Here is a 15960-nt window from a genome sequence, read left to right on the forward strand (position 1 = left end):
TATCTCTTTTACATTCATCGAAATCTCTCCATCTCTCTCACATCTGATCGCGTCTGCTCTAATCAGATACGTTATGGGTCTGGCGGTGAGGGGCGTGGTGTCGGCGATTCAGCCGATATCGACGTTCAAGGCGATGTCCCAAGTGCCGGCGCCGTTTTTGGCCAGGCCGATCATCATCAGGCCGAGCGCCTCAAGCGTCTGCGCCATGTGCAGGCCGCCGACATCCAGCGGACGCAGCCCGAGACTCTCGATGAACGTCGAGACGCGCGCCTTGGCCTGCGGATCGTCTGCGGCGATGAACGTGTCGAGGCGCCCACCCTTGGCAAGGACGTGGCCGAAGAGGGTGTTGAACGCCTTCACGACATGCGCGCCGGCGGGGGCGATCCTGGCGATCTCCTGCGCACCAGAACTGCCGGCGGGAGAGACGAGGCCCGTGAGGTCCGGAGAGGCCGTGTTGGTGATGTCGATGATCACCTTGCCGTCGAGCGCCTCCCCGTAGTCGGCCACCACCGACGCCGCACCGGTATACGGCACGGCGAGGATGACGATGTCACCGGCCGGAGTGGCCCCGTACTTCCCTGTGGTCGCTCCGGCTGCGAGCTTGTCGGCCAGCGCCTGCGCCTTGGCGGGGTCGCGGCTGACCACCTCAACGGTGTATCCAGCTTTGACGGTACGACCGGCGATCGCCGCGGCCATTCCTCCTGAGCCAATGATGCTGATAGTGCTCATGTGTAATCTCCAAATGAGTTGAGGTATTGCCCGCAGTCTCTGAACGGGCCTCCCCACGGTTGATATCCCGTGTGTGCCGGGCCGCATCCGCCGCCCTTATGCATGCTCGGGTCGAACGGATCACGGCATCGCGCCGTTGCTGTTCGCCGGGCTCATTGCGACCCGGCGAACAGCCTCAGCTCACTCAGGCGGCAGGGAAGTAGTGGCCATTGTCCATATTGGCAAACAGGCCGGGCTGCATTGGCGTCCAGCCGAGCGTCTGGCGCGTGATATCGTTCGACGCCGGGGTATCCAGCGTCACCAGGTTCGCGAGGAAGCCGAAGAAACCCGGCCCCATCATTACGTCCACGGGAATGGGCACGGCGGGAAGGTTCAGACGGCTGCCAATGGCCTCCGCGATCTCGCGGTACGGGATAGACCCTTCGGCAACCGCATGCCAGCATCTGCCAGCGGGACCCTTCTCCAGCGCCAGGCGGAATAGGGTCGCGAGGTCGCGGGCATGCACTGCCGCCCACCGGTTGGAGCCGTCGCCAGGGAAGCCAACGACGCCCTTTTCCTTTGCTTGCCCGATTAGGACCTGAAGGAAACCGGCCTTGTCGGTTGAGCTGTGCATGATTTCAGAAATGCGCACGACCGAAGACCGCACGCCCCGCTCTGCGAGACCGATTACGGTAAGCTCCACGATGTTACGAACCCGCAGGGAGCCCTTATATTGATCGCCAGCCGGAGAAAGAGCCGGATCCTCCTCGGTCGCCGGTCGGCTCTGGAGCGGCCCAGGAACCGGCCAACCCTCGTTAGTCGGCGAACCGATGCTTCCCGACACGACCAGCGGCTTTCCCGTTCCAGCCAGTGCATCACCGTATGCGAGCATTATCTGGACCTCCGCTGCGGCAACAGCGTCGATCCCGCCGACCGGAAGCAGGTCTTGTCTGTGCGCGACGTGGATCACGCCGTCGGCGGCTGCAGCCGCCTCCTTGAGCCCGTCGAGATCATCGAGATCACCGCGACGCACCTTTGCGCCGAGCGCAGTGACCACCTCCGCCGCACTGTCCGACCGGGCCAAAGCGGTGACCTCGTGGCCGGCGGCGATGAGGTCGGAGATGATGTACGGACCGGAATGGCCAGTCCCGCCAGTGACGAATACGTGCATGTTGATGCTCCTTGTAAGTGATGTGATGCGAGCAGTGGTGCTATAGGCGCACTCAGCCGAGAAGGCTGACGCCGATTGAAAAGTTGGTGTGCTTGACGGAGTGGGCGATGAGGCCCAGCGAAAGCAGGCAGGCATGCTCCAGCGTTCGCGCCATGAGCAGCGGTCCGGTGTCCATCGGGCGCAGTCCGAGGCTCTCGATGAACGCCGAAACGCGTGCCTTCGCCTGCGCGTCGTCCCCGGCGATGAACACGTCCAACGGGTGACCCTCGACAGAACCGGCAGCCAGGACGTGGGAGAACTGGGTGTTGAACGCCTTGACGACTTCGGCGTCGGCAGGGGCTGCTTTGGCGATCTCCTGCGCGCCGAAACTGTCCTCAGGGGTCACAAAGCTTGTGAAGTCGGGGGCGACGGGGTTGGTGATGTCGACAAGAAGCTTGCCTGCCAGTTCTTCGCCGTACTGCTTCACCACGTCGAGAACTGCGGAGTAGGGAACCGCCAGAATGACAATATCCCCCGCCGGGGCGGCGCCGTACGTTCCTGTCGTCGCGCCGGCTCCGACCTGCTCGGCCAGTGCCCGCGCCTTGGCGGCGTCACGACTCATCACCTCGACGGTGTGTCCGGCCTTGGCGGCAAGGCCGCCGATCGATGCAGCCATGCCACCTGAGCCGATGATGCTGATAGTGCTCATGTGCAGTTTCCTTGCAGATATGGGGTTGATCATTCATGGACTGCCGGCGCGACCCGGCGGCCGCGATCAACGTACGAGCCATGCTGGTCTTTTCACTTGTAAAATGCAAGTGAATGACGGAAATTTACTTGCTAAACGCAAGCAATATCAAGATCCAGCCATGAAAAACGACGTCTAAAGAAGACGTTCGGTCCCATTGCGCAGTGAACTATGGCGTGGATATATCCTCATTCCCATCGTGCTCGACATCGTCCTTGGGAGCGAGAAGCACGAATCGAAGCCGTACGCACGGGACCTCGAGGAGTTCGCTACTCGATTAAGTCGAAGCCCCACGCAGGAGAGCGAAGAGTTGAAGGCGCTGGTCTGCAATGGCGGATGTCTGTTTCCTGAGAGTAAGGCATAAGCAAGACGGCAAGCGCGCCCTGTCACGTCGCACGAACTATATGCACACACCACCGGCTACAAGGTGCAGCGAATGGCGGGGTTCAGGGTCGAATTCAGCCGGTCGCCACGGGGCGAAATCGGCCAAAAGCAGGCGCTCAGCTTTGGTCGGTTTCCTGTAAGGCGGAGGCTGCCCTCGGGGCGTCTCATCGATTGCGCTGATGATTACTATCGAAAGGCCCGCCTGTTTGCTTGCAAATTCTGACTCATATAATCGCCTCCCGTTTTCTCCCCGCTCCCCCCCGCCTGCAGTCAGGCGACCTTCCCCCTGGAACCCAGCACCATGCCAAGCGCCAGTCACGCCCCTCACGGTCCCGCTGAACGTAGTCCGCAGAGCGTCAAACAGCAATGGTTGGCGATTCTATCTGTAGCCGTGGGTGCCTTCGCCTTGGTTACCAGTGAGTTTCTCCCCGTGGGCGTACTCAACGATGTCGCCAGTGACCTCGGCATCAGTGCAGGCCACGCCGGTCTGATGGTTACCCTCCCCGGCATAGCGGCCGCCCTCGCCGCCCCTTTGCTGTCTGTTGGCATTGGCGCCTTGGACCGTCGCTATCTGCTTATCGGCCTGACGCTGATAATGATCATCGCCAACTCGGTCGTGGCCTACGCCAGCGACTTCAGCCTGCTGCTGTTCGGCCGCGTACTATTGGGCATTAGTATCGGCGGTTTCTGGGCTACTGCGATTGCCCTCAGCGGCCGCCTGGCCCCCAAGGGAGTGGGTGTGGCCCAGGCCACCTCGATCATCATGGTCGGTGTGACCTTGGCCACCGTGCTGGGCGTGCCCGTTGGCACCTGGCTGAGTGGCGTGATGGGTTGGCGCATGACCTTTCTGGTAACCGCGCTAGTGGGTGTACCGGTGCTACTGGCGCAGATCTTCCTGCTACCGCAGCTCAACCCGGACAAGGCCATTCGCATCAGTGACCTGCCGGCCTTGTTTATCAATCCACAATCTCGGGTTGGATTGATCGCTGTATTGCTGATTGGCCTGGCGCACTTTGCCGCGTACACCTATGTGGCACCCTTCTTCAAACAAAGTGCAGGCTTCGATGGGCCGACTATTGGCTCACTGCTGCTGCTGTATGGCGTGGCCGGAGTGATGGGTAATATTTTCGCCGGTTTCGCCGCCAACCGCAGCGTGCGTCACACCCTGTTGCTGGTCGCACTGATGATCGGCATCAGCACCGCACTGTTCCCCTACTTCGCCACCGGCATGACCGGCGCAGCGATGCTGATGGCGCTCTGGGGCTTCGCCTTCGGCGCCTTCCCGGCCTGCGCCAGTATCTGGATGTTTGTCGTAGCGCCCAAGGATGTCGAACGCGGCATGCCATTATTCGTCGCCTTGTTCCAGGTGATTATTGCGTTGGGCTCGTTCTTCGGTGGGCAGATCGTCGACCAACTGGGAAGCTCAGTGCTGTTGAGTTTAGCCACGGCCCTGGTGGGCTTCGGTTTTGTTACGGTGCTTGTCCTAGGGCGTAACGTCAGTAATAGCCTGGCGGCGCAACCCTGCTGATCAGACCGTTGGAAGGCGCCGATCCTGCCGTGTTAAATGACGCCTTTCGGCCAACCCTGGCACTCAATTCTTCAGTCGACCCCTTGAAAATTTCGGTTTCCATGGGTGAACTCAAGCGCGCGCTAGCCCAGCCGATAAATAGTAAGGCGACGGCTCCAAGCCTCGTCCGCCTCTATGAGTAAACCAGGGTAAACGTCTATGGCTTCGCCGCTCAACCGCCTACTGACGTTTAGCGTCCTCATGCTTTTGGCCGCAAGCGAGTTTTCGCCGACCGCCAACGCAGAGCCTGCTTTGAGGATCGTCACGGAAGAGTTGCCACCCTACAACATGACACAGCATGGCCAGGTGACTGGCATGAGTACCGAAGTGGTTCAGGCCGTACTCAAGGAGATTGGCATTGAAACTTCGATTCAACCTATGCCCTGGGCGCGTGCATACGAGCTGGCGCTCAATGAAAGCAATGTGTTGATTTATTCAATTGCCCGCACGCCTGCGCGAGAGGAGCTGTTTCACTGGGTAGGCGCGATTGCGCCGACTCAGTGGTACATATTTTCATTGGCGGAGCGGCCGATAAAACTCAACTCGCTAAACGATGCCCGCGGTCATCAAATCGCTACGGTCAATCAGGACGTGGGGGAGCAATATCTGATTTCAAAAGGTTTTCGTATTGGTGAGGAACTGCAGTCGAGCACCAAGTACGAACACAACTACCGCAAGCTCAAAGTCGATCACGTCGAACTGTGGATTTCCAACGAACTCAACGCGCTGTACCTGACCCGCCAGAATGGCGAAGACCCGGAAAAGGTGCTGATCCGTTCCCTGGCGCTGCCAGAGCTCACTAGTCAGGAAGGCTTGAGCATGGCGTTCAGCCGGGAGACGCCGGCCCAGACGGTTGAAAAATTTCGTCTAGGCCTGGAAACCATCAGACGCAATGGCGTTTACGACGCCATCATGCGCAAGTGGTTATGACATGGAGGGTAATCTCGAGAGTCCAGCTCAACAACCTCAAGGCAACAGGTTCAGCTCGCTGGGACGTCGCCTGGTGCTGGCGACGCTTTTATTTTGCCTGATCTTTACCTTGGCGATGGTCTCTTTGCGTACTTGGATGGCTTGGAAAAGTAATCTGAAGGAGATGAATTCGGAACTTGTCCTGATCGATCAGGTGTTCCAAAACACCTTGTCCCATGCCATTTGGGAAATGGACCGTGAATCGCTGAACAAGCAACTCGCCAGCGTCGCCAGCGCCGCGCCGGTCGGGCGCGTGGTGCTGAGCATCCTGCGCCCCGGTCAATTGCCTGAAGTCATTGAACTCAATCGCTATACCGACGCCACGTCGGACAAGGCGCCGATGCTGCATCGCCAGCTCGTAGCCCAGCCCTATGCGGGAGCACACGAAGTTGTCGGCGCGCTGACTATCGAAGGCGATGCTGATTTGCTTTGGGCGCGTCTTTGGGGCGAAGCCCGGAGCATCGTTATTACGCAAGTGATCCAGTCGTTGTTGCTGGCTGGATTGGTCATGACCATGTTTAATCGATTGGTGACCGTGCACGTCGTCCACATCGCGAGGCATCTGGGTGGGCTCGCGCCACAAACGCTCGGGAATCACCTCAAGCTGCAGCGCTCAGTGCGGCGTCAGGACGAGCTTGGCCTGCTCGAATCCCAAGTGAATGAGCTTCAGGACAATCTTCATGCCCATCTGGAGCGCCAGCATTCGGATGAACTGGCCATTGCCGCCAGCCGCGATGATTTGGCCGAACTGGTTGAAGCGCGTACCGCGCAATTGAAGGCCGCCAATCAGTCTCTCGAAGCCCTGTCACGTCACGATGCGCTGACGGGACTGGCCAACCGTCGCTATTTCGACGAACTGAAGGAAGTGGAGTTTCGCCGCGCCGTGCGTCACAACACACCGCTGGCGGTGCTCATGTGCGACGTCGATTTCTTCAAGTTTTACAACGACACCTACGGCCACATGCTGGGTGACGAGTGCCTGAAACAGGTCGCTGAAACCTTGAGGAGCGTCTTTGGACGCTCTGGCGAACTGGCTGCCCGAGTGGGCGGCGAGGAATTCGTAGTGGTCCTGCCTAACGTCGATGCAAAACAGGCATACAACGCTGCCCAACTACTGCGCACAAGCTTGGCTGCTCGAGAGTTGCCACATAGCGGCTCGACCGTGTCGCCCTTTGTGACTTTGAGTATCGGGGTCGCTGAGCTGGAACCCCAAACCATGGACCATTTCGACCAATTGCTGCAACGCGCCGATCAAGCGCTGTACCGGGCCAAATCTCAAGGGCGCAATCGCGTCGCTTTATAAATCAGTGTGGCCATGAGGTCTGTATGCATTCTCGTATGACGTTCTGCGCATGCTTGTTCCTGGTCAGCCTGCACTCCCACGCCGAGGGGATTGAAGTGGTGACCGAGGACTCTATGTACGCGTACCATCGTGACGGCAAGATTGTCGGTCCGGGTACTCGCATCGTCGAAGAAACCTTGCGAGGCGCTGCGCTGACTGACTATAGCCTCACGATATACCCATGGGCACGGGCCTACGAAAAGGCTTTGCATGAGCCTGACGTCCTGATCTATCCCGTGACGCGTACCGCGATCCGCGAAGAGTTGTTCGAGTGGGTAGGCGAGATCCACAGGGTTACGATCAAGTTTTACAAGTTACGTGGGCGCACCGGTATCACGGTGAACAGCCTTGAAGATGCCAAACGCTACACTGTTGGCGTGGTCCGTAACGATACCAAGCAGACTTTTCTGGAGCTGCAAGGGTTCACTCGCCTGGTTGTGTCAGCCGATAATCGCGATAACTTTCAAAAATTGCTCAATCAACAAATCCAGCTGCTCCCGATGTCAGAGCCCTCGGCACGTCTGGCCAGTGAAGCCGCGCAGCTGGATTTTGACTCGCTGGAGGAAATCTATTCGATCAGCGAGCAGCCCGCCAGGATATACATGGCGTTCAGTCGAGGCACATCGGACGAAGTGGTCGACAAGGCCCGGCGCTCATTCGAGCAACTCGAAGCCTCAGGGGCAGTGGCCCGGATATGGAGTGAAGATCGTCCCTCAAAGCTAACGGACTGAGCGACTGTTGCCTCGTCGCTTGTCACCTGTTGCTCGGGCGATATGGCCGATTTGGATCGGTACCAGCTGCTTGCATCAGCCAGGAGCCTTGCCGAGGTCTCTAGGGCCGTGATGAAGGTCTGCAGGACTTGTCGCGAGCAACACTTCCGGGTGCCAAATGGCTTTCCAGAATCGCCCGGACGCGATCTGCATCGGCGTTCGAAACCGGGTTATAGACGATCATCGAAAGGTCCGGGCGACCATCCACCGCAAAGCCGGAGTATTCCAGCTCGATGACGCCATGGATTGCATGGCGCAGGCGCTTGGTTCCTTCACCCTGTAGACGCACGTCATTGTCACGCCACAACGCCGCGAAATCGGGGCTCAGGATGCAGAGCTCATCGGCGAGCTTGATGACTTCGGCGGCAGCTCCGGCGCGTGTGGCATCCGCCCGGAATGCAGCGACAATGAAACGCGCGACAGCCTGCCAGTCGTCTTGTTTGGCCCGCGCGCCGGGGTTGCAAAACATCAGACGCAGGATGTTGCGCTGCTCGACCGGCAGCAGACTGTAGTCAGTAAAAACTGCCGCCGCAGCGCTGTTCCAGGCCAACACATCCCACGTGGCGGTTTTAATAAAAGCGGGGCTGAATTCGAGGGTATCCAGAACTCGTTGCAAGCGCGGCGTCACCCCATCAGGCGCAGAGTAGACAACTTCGGGAGGATGACCAAAGGCGAGCATGAACAAGTGCTCCCGCTCCGGCTCGGTCATCAACAGGCTTTGAGCAATTCGGTTCAACACTTGCGCGGAGGGTGCGCCACCGCGTCCTTGCTCCAGCCACGTGTACCAGGTAGCGCTAATATTGGCACGGTGCGCAACTTCCTCTCGGCGCAAGCCTGGAGTGCGCCGACGAGCGCTGGAATAACCAAAACTCACAGGGTCCAGACGCGCTCGGCAATCCTTCAAATATGTTCCCAGCAAATGAGCAGACTGGCTTGCCATGGTGATCCTGTTAGTTTTTATACCCTGATAATGTCACACCTTTAACCGGATAAACGTTACGCGCACTCTGCGGACTTCCGCAAAGAGAGATTTCAGACATGCGCGTATTTCTTACCGGTTCAACAGGCTTTATTGGCTCTCAGGTAACCCGTGAGTTACTCAACGCAGGCCACCAGGTGCTGGGGCTGACGCGTTCAGATACGGGTGCTCGTGCGTTGCTGGCGATGGGTGCCGAGCCCCACCAGGGCAATATCGAAGACCTCACCAGCCTCCAGAGGGGTGCCGAAGCGTGCGATGCAGTGATCCACACAGCGTTCGATCACGACTTCGCACATTTCGTCGCCAATTGTCAGAAGGACTCACGTGCTATTGCGGCCTTGGGTTCAGCACTGGAAGGTTCGGAGCGCCCGTTGATCATCACCTCCGGCACGCCGATGGGCTCGCCAGCGCCAGGACAGCCCGCTGACGAAGATCACTTCGACCCAGAGCATCCCAATCCTCGGATCGCGTCGGAATTGGCTGGAGAGGCGCTATTACAACGCGGTGTCAACGTAATAGTCATGCGGCTTTCACAAATCCACAACCCGTATAAACAAGGTCTGGTCACCGAGGTCATCACGCTGGCGCGGGAAAAAAAAGTCTCAGCCTATATCGATGAAGGGCTCAATCGGTGGTCCGCCGCTCACGTTGCAGATACTGCGCACTTGTATCGCCTGGCCCTTGAAAAGCACCAACCGGGCGCTCGTTACCATGCAACTGCCGAATCCAGCATCTCTTTTCGCCTCATTGCTGAAACAATCGGAGAGGGCTTAGGCCTGCCCGCCGTTGTGGTGCCAGCGGGTCAAGCGATGGAGAGTTTCGGCTGGCTATCGAGTTTTGTGGGTAAGGACATGTCCAGCATGAGCAACAAGACCCAAACGCGGTTGGGTTGGAAGCCAAGCGGGCCAGGTTTGATTACCGACCTCAGAAGCTTTTTCAACCGATAGTCCATGCGCTCCCGAACCAATTGGTCAGCGACGCGTGGCCTGTCCCGGATAAATACGGGACGTTTGTGCTTGCCCTTCCTGGCGGCAAGAATTTTTGCGCGGTGCATGTCCGAAAGGCGAATACCGAGACCGCTACAAAGTTGTTTACCGCGCTGGTCGCGAACGCACCCGCTGCGCTTATCGTTAGACAGGTGAAGAACGAGCAAGCGAAAACGGCCTCAAACGGCCAGATTCAGACTGTTTCCTATGAGTGGTCAGTTCCGAACGCGACGCGAAAAATGTTGTTTACCCTTACGACCGCCTCATCTGAATCAGCGCAACTTCAAGTGCTTGGATCAGCGGCTATCATCGATCAATGAACCGCAATCACGTCTGACTTGGCGCAGCGCTTCGCGCAGGTAGCCGACCAATGCCAGTTGCGCGGCATTGAGCGTTGCACCCGTGCTGAGCAACGCCATCTCGGAGGGTGGCAGCGCCGGCATGTCCCGACAGATGACGTGCTGCGGCAACACGGCTGAGGCAGGCAAAACGGATGAAACAGAAATTTCGAGGAGGATGACAAACCCTCCTTGGAATCACGCTGCGCGCCCTCATAACAACGGATATCCAACATCACCGAGGGGAAGGACAGACCATGACCAGCCAAACCGAAACCGCCATCCTCGCCGGCGGCTGCTTCTGGGGCATGCAGGACCTGCTGCGGCGTTACCCTGGCGTGCTGCACACGCGGGTCGGCTACACCGGCGGCGAGGTGCCGAACGCTACTTACCGCAACCACGGAAATCACGCTGAAGCCATCGAAATCGTTTTCGACCCTGCCGTCATCAGCTACCGGCAGATCCTCGAGTTCTTCTTCCAGATTCATGACCCCAGCACGCCCAACCGTCAGGGAAACGACCTCGGCCCCAGCTATCGTTCGGCGATCTACTACCTCAGCGAACAGCAACGCGATGTCGCCGAAGACACTGCCGCCGACGTCGACGCCTCTCAACTGTGGCCGGGCCGCGTAGTTACCGAAATTGAACCGGCGGGACCCTTCTGGGAAGCGGAGCCGGAGCACCAGGATTACCTGGAACGGATTCCCAACGGCTACACCTGCCACTTCATCCGGCCGAACTGGAAACTGCCAAAACGCGCCTGAGACCCGGTAGCGCCATCATCAATGCGCAACGTTGCATGTTGTTCGTTTAACAACTGGTGATTGTTAATGCTTGATCGACTGACCAGCATGACGGTGTTTGTCCAGGCGGCTCGCTACGGGTCATTCGCTGCCGCAGCGGAAAAGCTCAATATGTCGCCACAGATGGTAGCCAAACATATCGAGGCGCTTGAGCAACGGGTGGCAACCCGCTTGTTGAACCGGACAACCCGCAAGCAAAGCTTGACGGTATTCGGTCGTCTTTATCTGGACCGATGCCAATCGGTCCTTGCCGAAGTGGAAGCCGCAGACTCGCTGGTCCAGTCTTCACATGCCAGGCCGCAAGGTCGTTTGCGGATTAACGCTCCAGTCACTTATGGGCGCCATGAGTTAGTCCCGTTAATTACTCGTTTTCTTGATCGCTATCCCGAAATTGACGTCGAGCTGACATTGTCAGATCGTCTGATCGATCCGGTGGAAGAAGGCTATGAAGCTGTAGTGCGCCTCGGACCGCTGCAAAAAGATCTCGCGCTGGTTGCGAGGCCGTTGCAGCCCTACCGTCTTGTAGCCTGTGCGTCGCCAGCTTACCTGCTCGCACACGGTACGCCACAACTGCCGTCGGATCTCATCAGCCACGAGTGCCTGGGCTTTGCCCCCTGGGTATCCGATCTGCGTCGCAATTGGCAATTCGAGCAAGATGGGCTTGTCTCAGAAGTACCCGTGCGTGGGCGCCTGCATGTCAATGATTGGGAGGCTTTGCGTGCAGCCGCGCGCGACGGCTTCGGTATCTTGATCGGCTACGAGCGTGCCCTTGCGGGCGACCTGGCGTCCGGCCTCCTCGTTCGGGTCCTGCCCGCTTACGAGGGACCGGTCCGCCCTATCCACTTGTTGTACGCGGCGGACCGCCAAATGACATTAAAGCTGCGCTGTTTTGTCGACCATCTGATGGAAACTCTGGGTTAGCCCTACGACATATGATTTCTCTAAAAGGAACATATCCTGTCGGGTGCCCAATCAGGCAGAACGTGCGGGGCTCGAAGCGTCCTGAGAGGTGTCAGGTTTGATCTTGAACCAGAGGGCGTACATCGCAGGCAGGAACACTAACGTCAGCACTGTGCCGGCAAACGTACCGCCGATAAGGGTGTAGGCGAGCGTTCCCCAGAACACCGAATGGGTCAGCGGGATGAACGCCAGCATCGCCGCCAACGCGGTGAGAATGACGGGCCGCGCGCGTTGTACAGTAGCTTCGACCACGGCGTCATAAGGCGACAGGCCCGCTTGTTTATTGGAGTGAATCTGACCTATGAGGATTAGCGTGTTACGCATCAAAATCCCTGACAACGCAATCAGTCCCACCAAGGCGTTGATCCCAAACGGCTGCTGAAAGAGCAGAAGCATCGGCACCACACCGATCAGGCCCAGAGGTGCGGTGGCAAACACCATCATCATTGCCGCCATTGAGCGCACCTGAATAATGATGGTGAGTAACGTCAGCGCGATCATGATCGGGAACAAGGGCAGCAACGCCTTGTTCGCTTTACCCGACTCCTCAATCGCGCCTGCCAACTCAATGCGATAGCCCACAGGCAACTGCTCAACAATCGGTTGCAGTTGCTTCATCACGGCGCTGGAAACGTCTGGCGGTTGAAGCCCCTCAGCCACATCACCGCGTACAGTGATGGTCGGCGTACGATCACGACGCCTGAGGATGGGCTCCTCCATACGGGTCTCCACTGTTCCGACCTGAGCCAAAGACACCCTTTGGCCCAGCGCCCCGGTCAATGTGAAGGCGTCGATTTTCGAGGGATCAAGACGCGTGTCACCGGCAGAGCGTGCAACCACCGACACTGAGCGAATATCCTCGCGCACCTGGGTCACTGGTGCTCCGGTCAACAGAAACTGAAGCTGCTGAGCAACCTCTGCGGACGTTAAACCGAATGCCTGCAGACGATCCTGGTTAAGCGTCAGGTGGAGTGCCGGAGCACGCTCGCCCATGTCCATGTTGACGGTTCTCATCATGGGGCTGTCGGTCATGACCTGGCGCACTTGGCCAGCAATATCGCGCAGCACTGCCAAGTCCGGGCCCATCACCCGGTAGGCCACCGGGTACGGCGAATAAGGGCCAAAGACCAACTGCGTTACACGCACGCGAGCCTCAGGTGCCAAACCATCAGCAACAGCTTGTCTAAGCCTGATCTTGAGGGCCTCGCGCTCTTCCTGACTCGCCGTCAGCACAACGATTTTTGCAAATGAGGGATCAGGCAACTCGGGTGCCATCGCCAGGTAGAAACGCGGCGCGCCCTGGCCAATGTAGGCGCTGACGATCCGGGCTTCAGGTTGCTCAGCCAGCCACGCTTCTACCTTGGCCGCTGCTGCATCGGTCTGCTCGATGGACGTGCCGTAAGGCATCTGCACCTCCACCAGCACCTCAGGCCGGTCTGACGTGGGGAAGAACTGCTTCTTCACCACGCCCATACCGAGAATCGCGACGATGAATAAGCCCACCACCGATATCGCCACCAGGCCCTTACGGCGAATAACCACACCCAGCACGCGCCTGAAACGACGGTAATTGGCTGTACCGTAAATCGCGGCATGCCCACCTTCTGGCACCTTGATCTGCGGCAGTAGTTTGACGCCCAGGTAGGGTGTGAACACCACCGCCACCACCCAGGAAGTGATCAGCGCAATGCCGACGATCCAGAACATGTTGGCGGTGTACTCACCGGCCGTTGATTTGGCGAAGCCGTTAGGCATAAAGCCGATAGCAGTGACCAGCGTGCCCGACAACATAGGCGCTGCGGTGTGACTCCAGGCATAGGCGGAGGCTTTGATGCGGTCATAACCCTCCTCCATCTTCACCACCATCATTTCAATGGCGATGATTGCATCGTCCACCAGCAGTCCCAGCGCCAGAATCAACGACCCCAGCGTGATGCGGTCAAAATCCTTACCTGTCGCAGCCATGACAATGAACACTGCCGCCAGGGTCAGCGGCACCGCTGCAGCGACGACGATACCGACGCGCCAGCCCATGCTGAGAAAACACACCAGCAGCACGACACCCAACGCCGCGAAAAACTTGATCATGAACTCGGTGACGGATGCATCTATGTTCACCGCCTGATCGGTGACCTTGCTCAACGTCATGCCTAACGGCATTTTCTCATTAATCGACGTTGTCTCGGCTGTCAGCGCCTTACCCAAATCCAGACCGTTCCAGCCGTCTCGCATCACAATACCGAGCAGCAACGCGGGCTCTCCATTGTTGCGCACCATGAAGGTGGTGGGATCCTCGTATCCGCGCCTGACCTCCGCCACATCGGATAATTTGAGGGTTCTGCCTTGCAGGACGAGCGGGGTTTCACGAATCTTTTGCAGGTCATCGAACGCGCCGTCGAGTCGAATGAAAACCTGTGGTCCCTTCGTCTCAACAGAACCGGCAGGCGTCATCATGTTCTGCGCGTTCAACGCGCTGAAAATGTCCCTTGCAGAAATACCCAGCGTCGCCAGACGCTCGTATGACAGCTCGACATAAATGCGCTCGGACTGCTCGCCAATGATATTGACCTTCTTCACGCCCGCCACGTGCAGCAGGCGCTGGCGCAAGGTCTCAGCCTCGCGCACCAGCAACCGTTGCGGCTCGCCCTTGGCCTTGAGCGCATAGAGCGCAAAGGTGACATCTGCATACTCGTCGTTGACGATCGGACCGATCACTCCAGGAGGTAAGCCCGCCGTCTCATCAAGGATCTTCTTACGCGCCTGATAAAACTCTTCCGCGACTGCGGAAGGTGGCGTGCTATCGAGCAAATAAACGGTGGTGAATGCCAGTCCCGGTCGCGTGAAGGTCTCGGTCCGGTCATACCAACGCAGTTCCTGCATACGTTTTTCCAGCTTTTCAACCACCTGATCCTGCATCTCCTGAGCCGTTGCACCAGGCCATGCCGTGACCACTGTCATCTGTTTGATGGTGAAGGCAGGATCTTCCGCGCGCCCGAGTTTGAAGAAGGCATACAGCCCACCTACGGATATCAGGAGGATCAAAAACAGCGTGATCGAACGCTCGCGCACGGCCAGTGCGGACAGGTTGAACCCGGTCATCGGCGCACCTCTGCCACCGGTGCCTGAGCGTTGACTACCGCCTGAGCCCTGACCTGCTGGCCCTCACTCAAAAGATGAGTTCCCAATGCGACAATACGATCATTGATATTGAGATTACCTGTCACACGCGCAGTTTCTGCGTTACTCAAACCGAGGAACTTCACAGGGCGCCAGGTCACCAGCTCAGGGTCGCCCGCAACGACCCAGACGCCGGGCCCTTTGCCCGCGTCGTAAAGGGCAGTGACTGGCACTTGTAATTCATTGGCATCGTCAGCCGGTGTACCGGTAATCACGACCGAAATGGTTGAACCCAGTGTGGCGTTGGCCAGCGCGCCCTCCAGCACATAGCGCGCCTCGAATGTACGGGTTTGCCGATCCGCTGAGTCAGACAGCTGACGCAAACGCGCACTGCTGGCAGATTGGTTTTGGCCATACAGTTCCACCATGGCCCGCGATCCCAGCGCAGGACGAAGCGTTTCGGGCAACTGAATCAGCGCCTCGCGCTGCCCGGAATGAGCCACCCGAACCACTGTCTGACCTGCGCTGATCACCTGGCCGGGCTCTGCCAAGGTATCCACCACGACCCCGTCCGCATCAGCAAGCAACGTCGAATACCCGGTGGCATTCTTCGCTACATCCGCCTGGGCCTTGGCTGCGTTTAGTTGCGCTGTGGCCGTGTCGGCCGCCGCTTTAAACCCTGCGTAAGCTGAAGCAGAGACGGCACCGGTCGCTACCAGCGCACGGTAACGACGTTCATCATCGGAGGCTTGTCTGGACCGGGCGATGGCGGCCAGCACGGTTTCTTGCTGGGCCCGGGCGGTCAGCACCAGATCATTGGCATCAATGCGCATGAGGGGCTGCCCACGCTTGACACCTTGCCCGGTGTCCACCAAGCGTTCCGAGACCTTCCCGGAAACTCGAAAGCCGAGGTCGCTCTGAACGCGAGCTGCAACGATACCCGTAAATACGCGGGCTGCAGGTACAGAGGGTTGAACCATACCTACACGCACCAAAGGCACCTGAAGGCGCGGGTCGACAGGTATCGATTCGTTGCAAGCGGCTAACGCGAACGGCAATAAGGCAATGAGCATGAATGGCAGACGGCGCTGGATCATAAAGACCTCTTGAAAGCGGATGCGCCATGCTCATTCAAGTGA

General features: G+C 58.6%; 15 protein-coding genes. 8 read left to right on the plus strand and 7 right to left on the minus strand.

Going from position 1 to position 15960, the window contains the following annotated elements:
• Positions 1–108: 108 nt before the first annotated feature.
• From ACP7E4_RS01260 to ACP7E4_RS01270, 3 genes are all read right to left on the minus strand, one after another.
• Complete coding sequence (locus tag ACP7E4_RS01260; protein WP_426110903.1) at positions 109–729, minus strand: NADPH-dependent F420 reductase; 621 nt, start codon at positions 727–729, stop codon at positions 109–111.
• A 184-nt stretch (positions 730–913) separates the two neighbouring features.
• Positions 914–1879, minus strand: a complete 966-nt coding sequence (locus ACP7E4_RS01265; protein ID WP_426110905.1) for an SDR family oxidoreductase — start codon at positions 1877–1879, stop codon at positions 914–916.
• Positions 1880–1931: 52 nt separating this feature from the next.
• Complete coding sequence (locus tag ACP7E4_RS01270; RefSeq protein WP_426110907.1) at positions 1932–2567, minus strand: NADPH-dependent F420 reductase; 636 nt, start codon at positions 2565–2567, stop codon at positions 1932–1934.
• A 724-nt stretch (positions 2568–3291) separates the two neighbouring features.
• Between ACP7E4_RS01270 and ACP7E4_RS01275 the strand changes: the two genes are divergently transcribed.
• The 4 genes from ACP7E4_RS01275 to ACP7E4_RS01290 all read left to right on the plus strand — a co-directional run bounded on the left by ACP7E4_RS01275 (position 3292) and on the right by ACP7E4_RS01290 (position 7599).
• Positions 3292–4518: an MFS transporter gene (locus ACP7E4_RS01275; RefSeq protein ID WP_426110909.1), complete on the plus strand. Its 1227-nt coding sequence runs from the start codon at positions 3292–3294 to the stop codon at positions 4516–4518.
• 198 nt (positions 4519–4716) lie between these two features.
• Positions 4717–5487, plus strand: coding sequence for a substrate-binding periplasmic protein (locus ACP7E4_RS01280; RefSeq protein ID WP_426110911.1), 771 nt, complete (start codon positions 4717–4719; stop codon positions 5485–5487).
• 1 nt (position 5488) lies between these two features.
• Positions 5489–6829: a diguanylate cyclase domain-containing protein gene (locus ACP7E4_RS01285; RefSeq protein ID WP_426111491.1), complete on the plus strand. Its 1341-nt coding sequence runs from the start codon at positions 5489–5491 to the stop codon at positions 6827–6829.
• Between the two features lie 23 nt (positions 6830–6852).
• Positions 6853–7599: a substrate-binding periplasmic protein gene (locus ACP7E4_RS01290; protein WP_426110913.1), complete on the plus strand. Its 747-nt coding sequence runs from the start codon at positions 6853–6855 to the stop codon at positions 7597–7599.
• Positions 7600–7699: 100 nt separating this feature from the next.
• On the opposite strand, the gene ACP7E4_RS01295 is transcribed toward ACP7E4_RS01290, so the two are convergent.
• Positions 7700–8578 (minus strand): helix-turn-helix transcriptional regulator, encoded by an 879-nt coding sequence (locus tag ACP7E4_RS01295; protein WP_426110915.1) that lies wholly within the window; start codon positions 8576–8578, stop codon positions 7700–7702.
• Positions 8579–8676: 98 nt separating this feature from the next.
• Between ACP7E4_RS01295 and ACP7E4_RS01300 the strand changes: the two genes are divergently transcribed.
• Both ACP7E4_RS01300 and ACP7E4_RS01305 read left to right on the plus strand, forming a co-directional pair.
• Positions 8677–9564, plus strand: a complete 888-nt coding sequence (locus ACP7E4_RS01300; RefSeq protein ID WP_426110917.1) for an SDR family oxidoreductase — start codon at positions 8677–8679, stop codon at positions 9562–9564.
• A complete protein-coding gene (locus tag ACP7E4_RS01305) occupies positions 9507–9923 on the plus strand; it encodes an NMCC_0638 family (lipo)protein (protein WP_426110919.1) in 417 nt (138 codons plus the stop codon). The genes ACP7E4_RS01300 and ACP7E4_RS01305 overlap by 58 nt, the downstream gene beginning before the upstream one ends.
• Here the strand turns inward: ACP7E4_RS01305 and ACP7E4_RS01310 are convergent.
• The gene (locus tag ACP7E4_RS01310; RefSeq protein WP_426110921.1) at positions 9900–10091 is read right to left on the minus strand and encodes a hypothetical protein; all 192 of its coding nucleotides are present in this window, start codon (positions 10089–10091) and stop codon (positions 9900–9902) included. The genes ACP7E4_RS01305 and ACP7E4_RS01310 overlap by 24 nt on opposite strands.
• A 107-nt stretch (positions 10092–10198) precedes the next feature.
• On the opposite strand from ACP7E4_RS01310, the gene msrA reads away from it, so the two are divergent.
• Both msrA and ACP7E4_RS01320 read left to right on the plus strand, forming a co-directional pair.
• The gene (msrA, locus tag ACP7E4_RS01315) at positions 10199–10705 is read left to right on the plus strand and encodes a peptide-methionine (S)-S-oxide reductase MsrA (RefSeq protein WP_426110923.1); all 507 of its coding nucleotides are present in this window, start codon (positions 10199–10201) and stop codon (positions 10703–10705) included.
• Positions 10706–10771: 66 nt separating this feature from the next.
• Complete coding sequence (locus ACP7E4_RS01320) at positions 10772–11665, plus strand: LysR family transcriptional regulator (RefSeq protein ID WP_426110925.1); 894 nt, start codon at positions 10772–10774, stop codon at positions 11663–11665.
• Positions 11666–11716: 51 nt separating this feature from the next.
• Here ACP7E4_RS01320 and ACP7E4_RS01325 read toward each other — a convergent pair whose 3' ends face one another.
• Positions 11717–14803: an efflux RND transporter permease subunit gene (locus tag ACP7E4_RS01325; protein ID WP_426110927.1), complete on the minus strand. Its 3087-nt coding sequence runs from the start codon at positions 14801–14803 to the stop codon at positions 11717–11719.
• Complete coding sequence (locus ACP7E4_RS01330) at positions 14800–15918, minus strand: efflux RND transporter periplasmic adaptor subunit (RefSeq protein WP_426110929.1); 1119 nt, start codon at positions 15916–15918, stop codon at positions 14800–14802. The genes ACP7E4_RS01325 and ACP7E4_RS01330 overlap by 4 nt, the downstream gene beginning before the upstream one ends.
• Positions 15919–15960: the final 42 nt, after the last annotated feature.

The organism is Pseudomonas sp. DSP3-2-3 (genome assembly GCF_049898225.1).
Taxonomy (GTDB): Bacteria; Pseudomonadota; Gammaproteobacteria; order Pseudomonadales; family Pseudomonadaceae; genus Aquipseudomonas.

Excerpts from the sequence above, each read along its gene's own strand:
- ACP7E4_RS01325 (WP_426110927.1), bottom strand. The coding sequence starts at position 14,803 with ATGACCGGGTTCAACCTGTCCGCACTGGCCGTGCGCGAGCGTTCGATC.
- ACP7E4_RS01280 (WP_426110911.1), top strand. The coding sequence starts at position 4,717 with ATGGCTTCGCCGCTCAACCGCCTACTGACGTTTAGCGTCCTCATGCTT.
- ACP7E4_RS01330 (WP_426110929.1), bottom strand. The coding sequence starts at position 15,918 with ATGATCCAGCGCCGTCTGCCATTCATGCTCATTGCCTTATTGCCGTTC.
- ACP7E4_RS01300 (WP_426110917.1), top strand. The coding sequence starts at position 8,677 with ATGCGCGTATTTCTTACCGGTTCAACAGGCTTTATTGGCTCTCAGGTA.
- ACP7E4_RS01290 (WP_426110913.1), top strand. The coding sequence starts at position 6,853 with ATGCATTCTCGTATGACGTTCTGCGCATGCTTGTTCCTGGTCAGCCTG.
- ACP7E4_RS01295 (WP_426110915.1), bottom strand. The coding sequence starts at position 8,578 with ATGGCAAGCCAGTCTGCTCATTTGCTGGGAACATATTTGAAGGATTGC.
- msrA (WP_426110923.1), top strand. The coding sequence starts at position 10,199 with ATGACCAGCCAAACCGAAACCGCCATCCTCGCCGGCGGCTGCTTCTGG.
- ACP7E4_RS01260 (WP_426110903.1), bottom strand. The coding sequence starts at position 729 with ATGAGCACTATCAGCATCATTGGCTCAGGAGGAATGGCCGCGGCGATC.
- ACP7E4_RS01275 (WP_426110909.1), top strand. The coding sequence starts at position 3,292 with ATGCCAAGCGCCAGTCACGCCCCTCACGGTCCCGCTGAACGTAGTCCG.
- ACP7E4_RS01270 (WP_426110907.1), bottom strand. The coding sequence starts at position 2,567 with ATGAGCACTATCAGCATCATCGGCTCAGGTGGCATGGCTGCATCGATC.
- ACP7E4_RS01320 (WP_426110925.1), top strand. The coding sequence starts at position 10,772 with ATGCTTGATCGACTGACCAGCATGACGGTGTTTGTCCAGGCGGCTCGC.
- ACP7E4_RS01285 (WP_426111491.1), top strand. The coding sequence starts at position 5,489 with ATGGAGGGTAATCTCGAGAGTCCAGCTCAACAACCTCAAGGCAACAGG.
- ACP7E4_RS01265 (WP_426110905.1), bottom strand. The coding sequence starts at position 1,879 with ATGCACGTATTCGTCACTGGCGGGACTGGCCATTCCGGTCCGTACATC.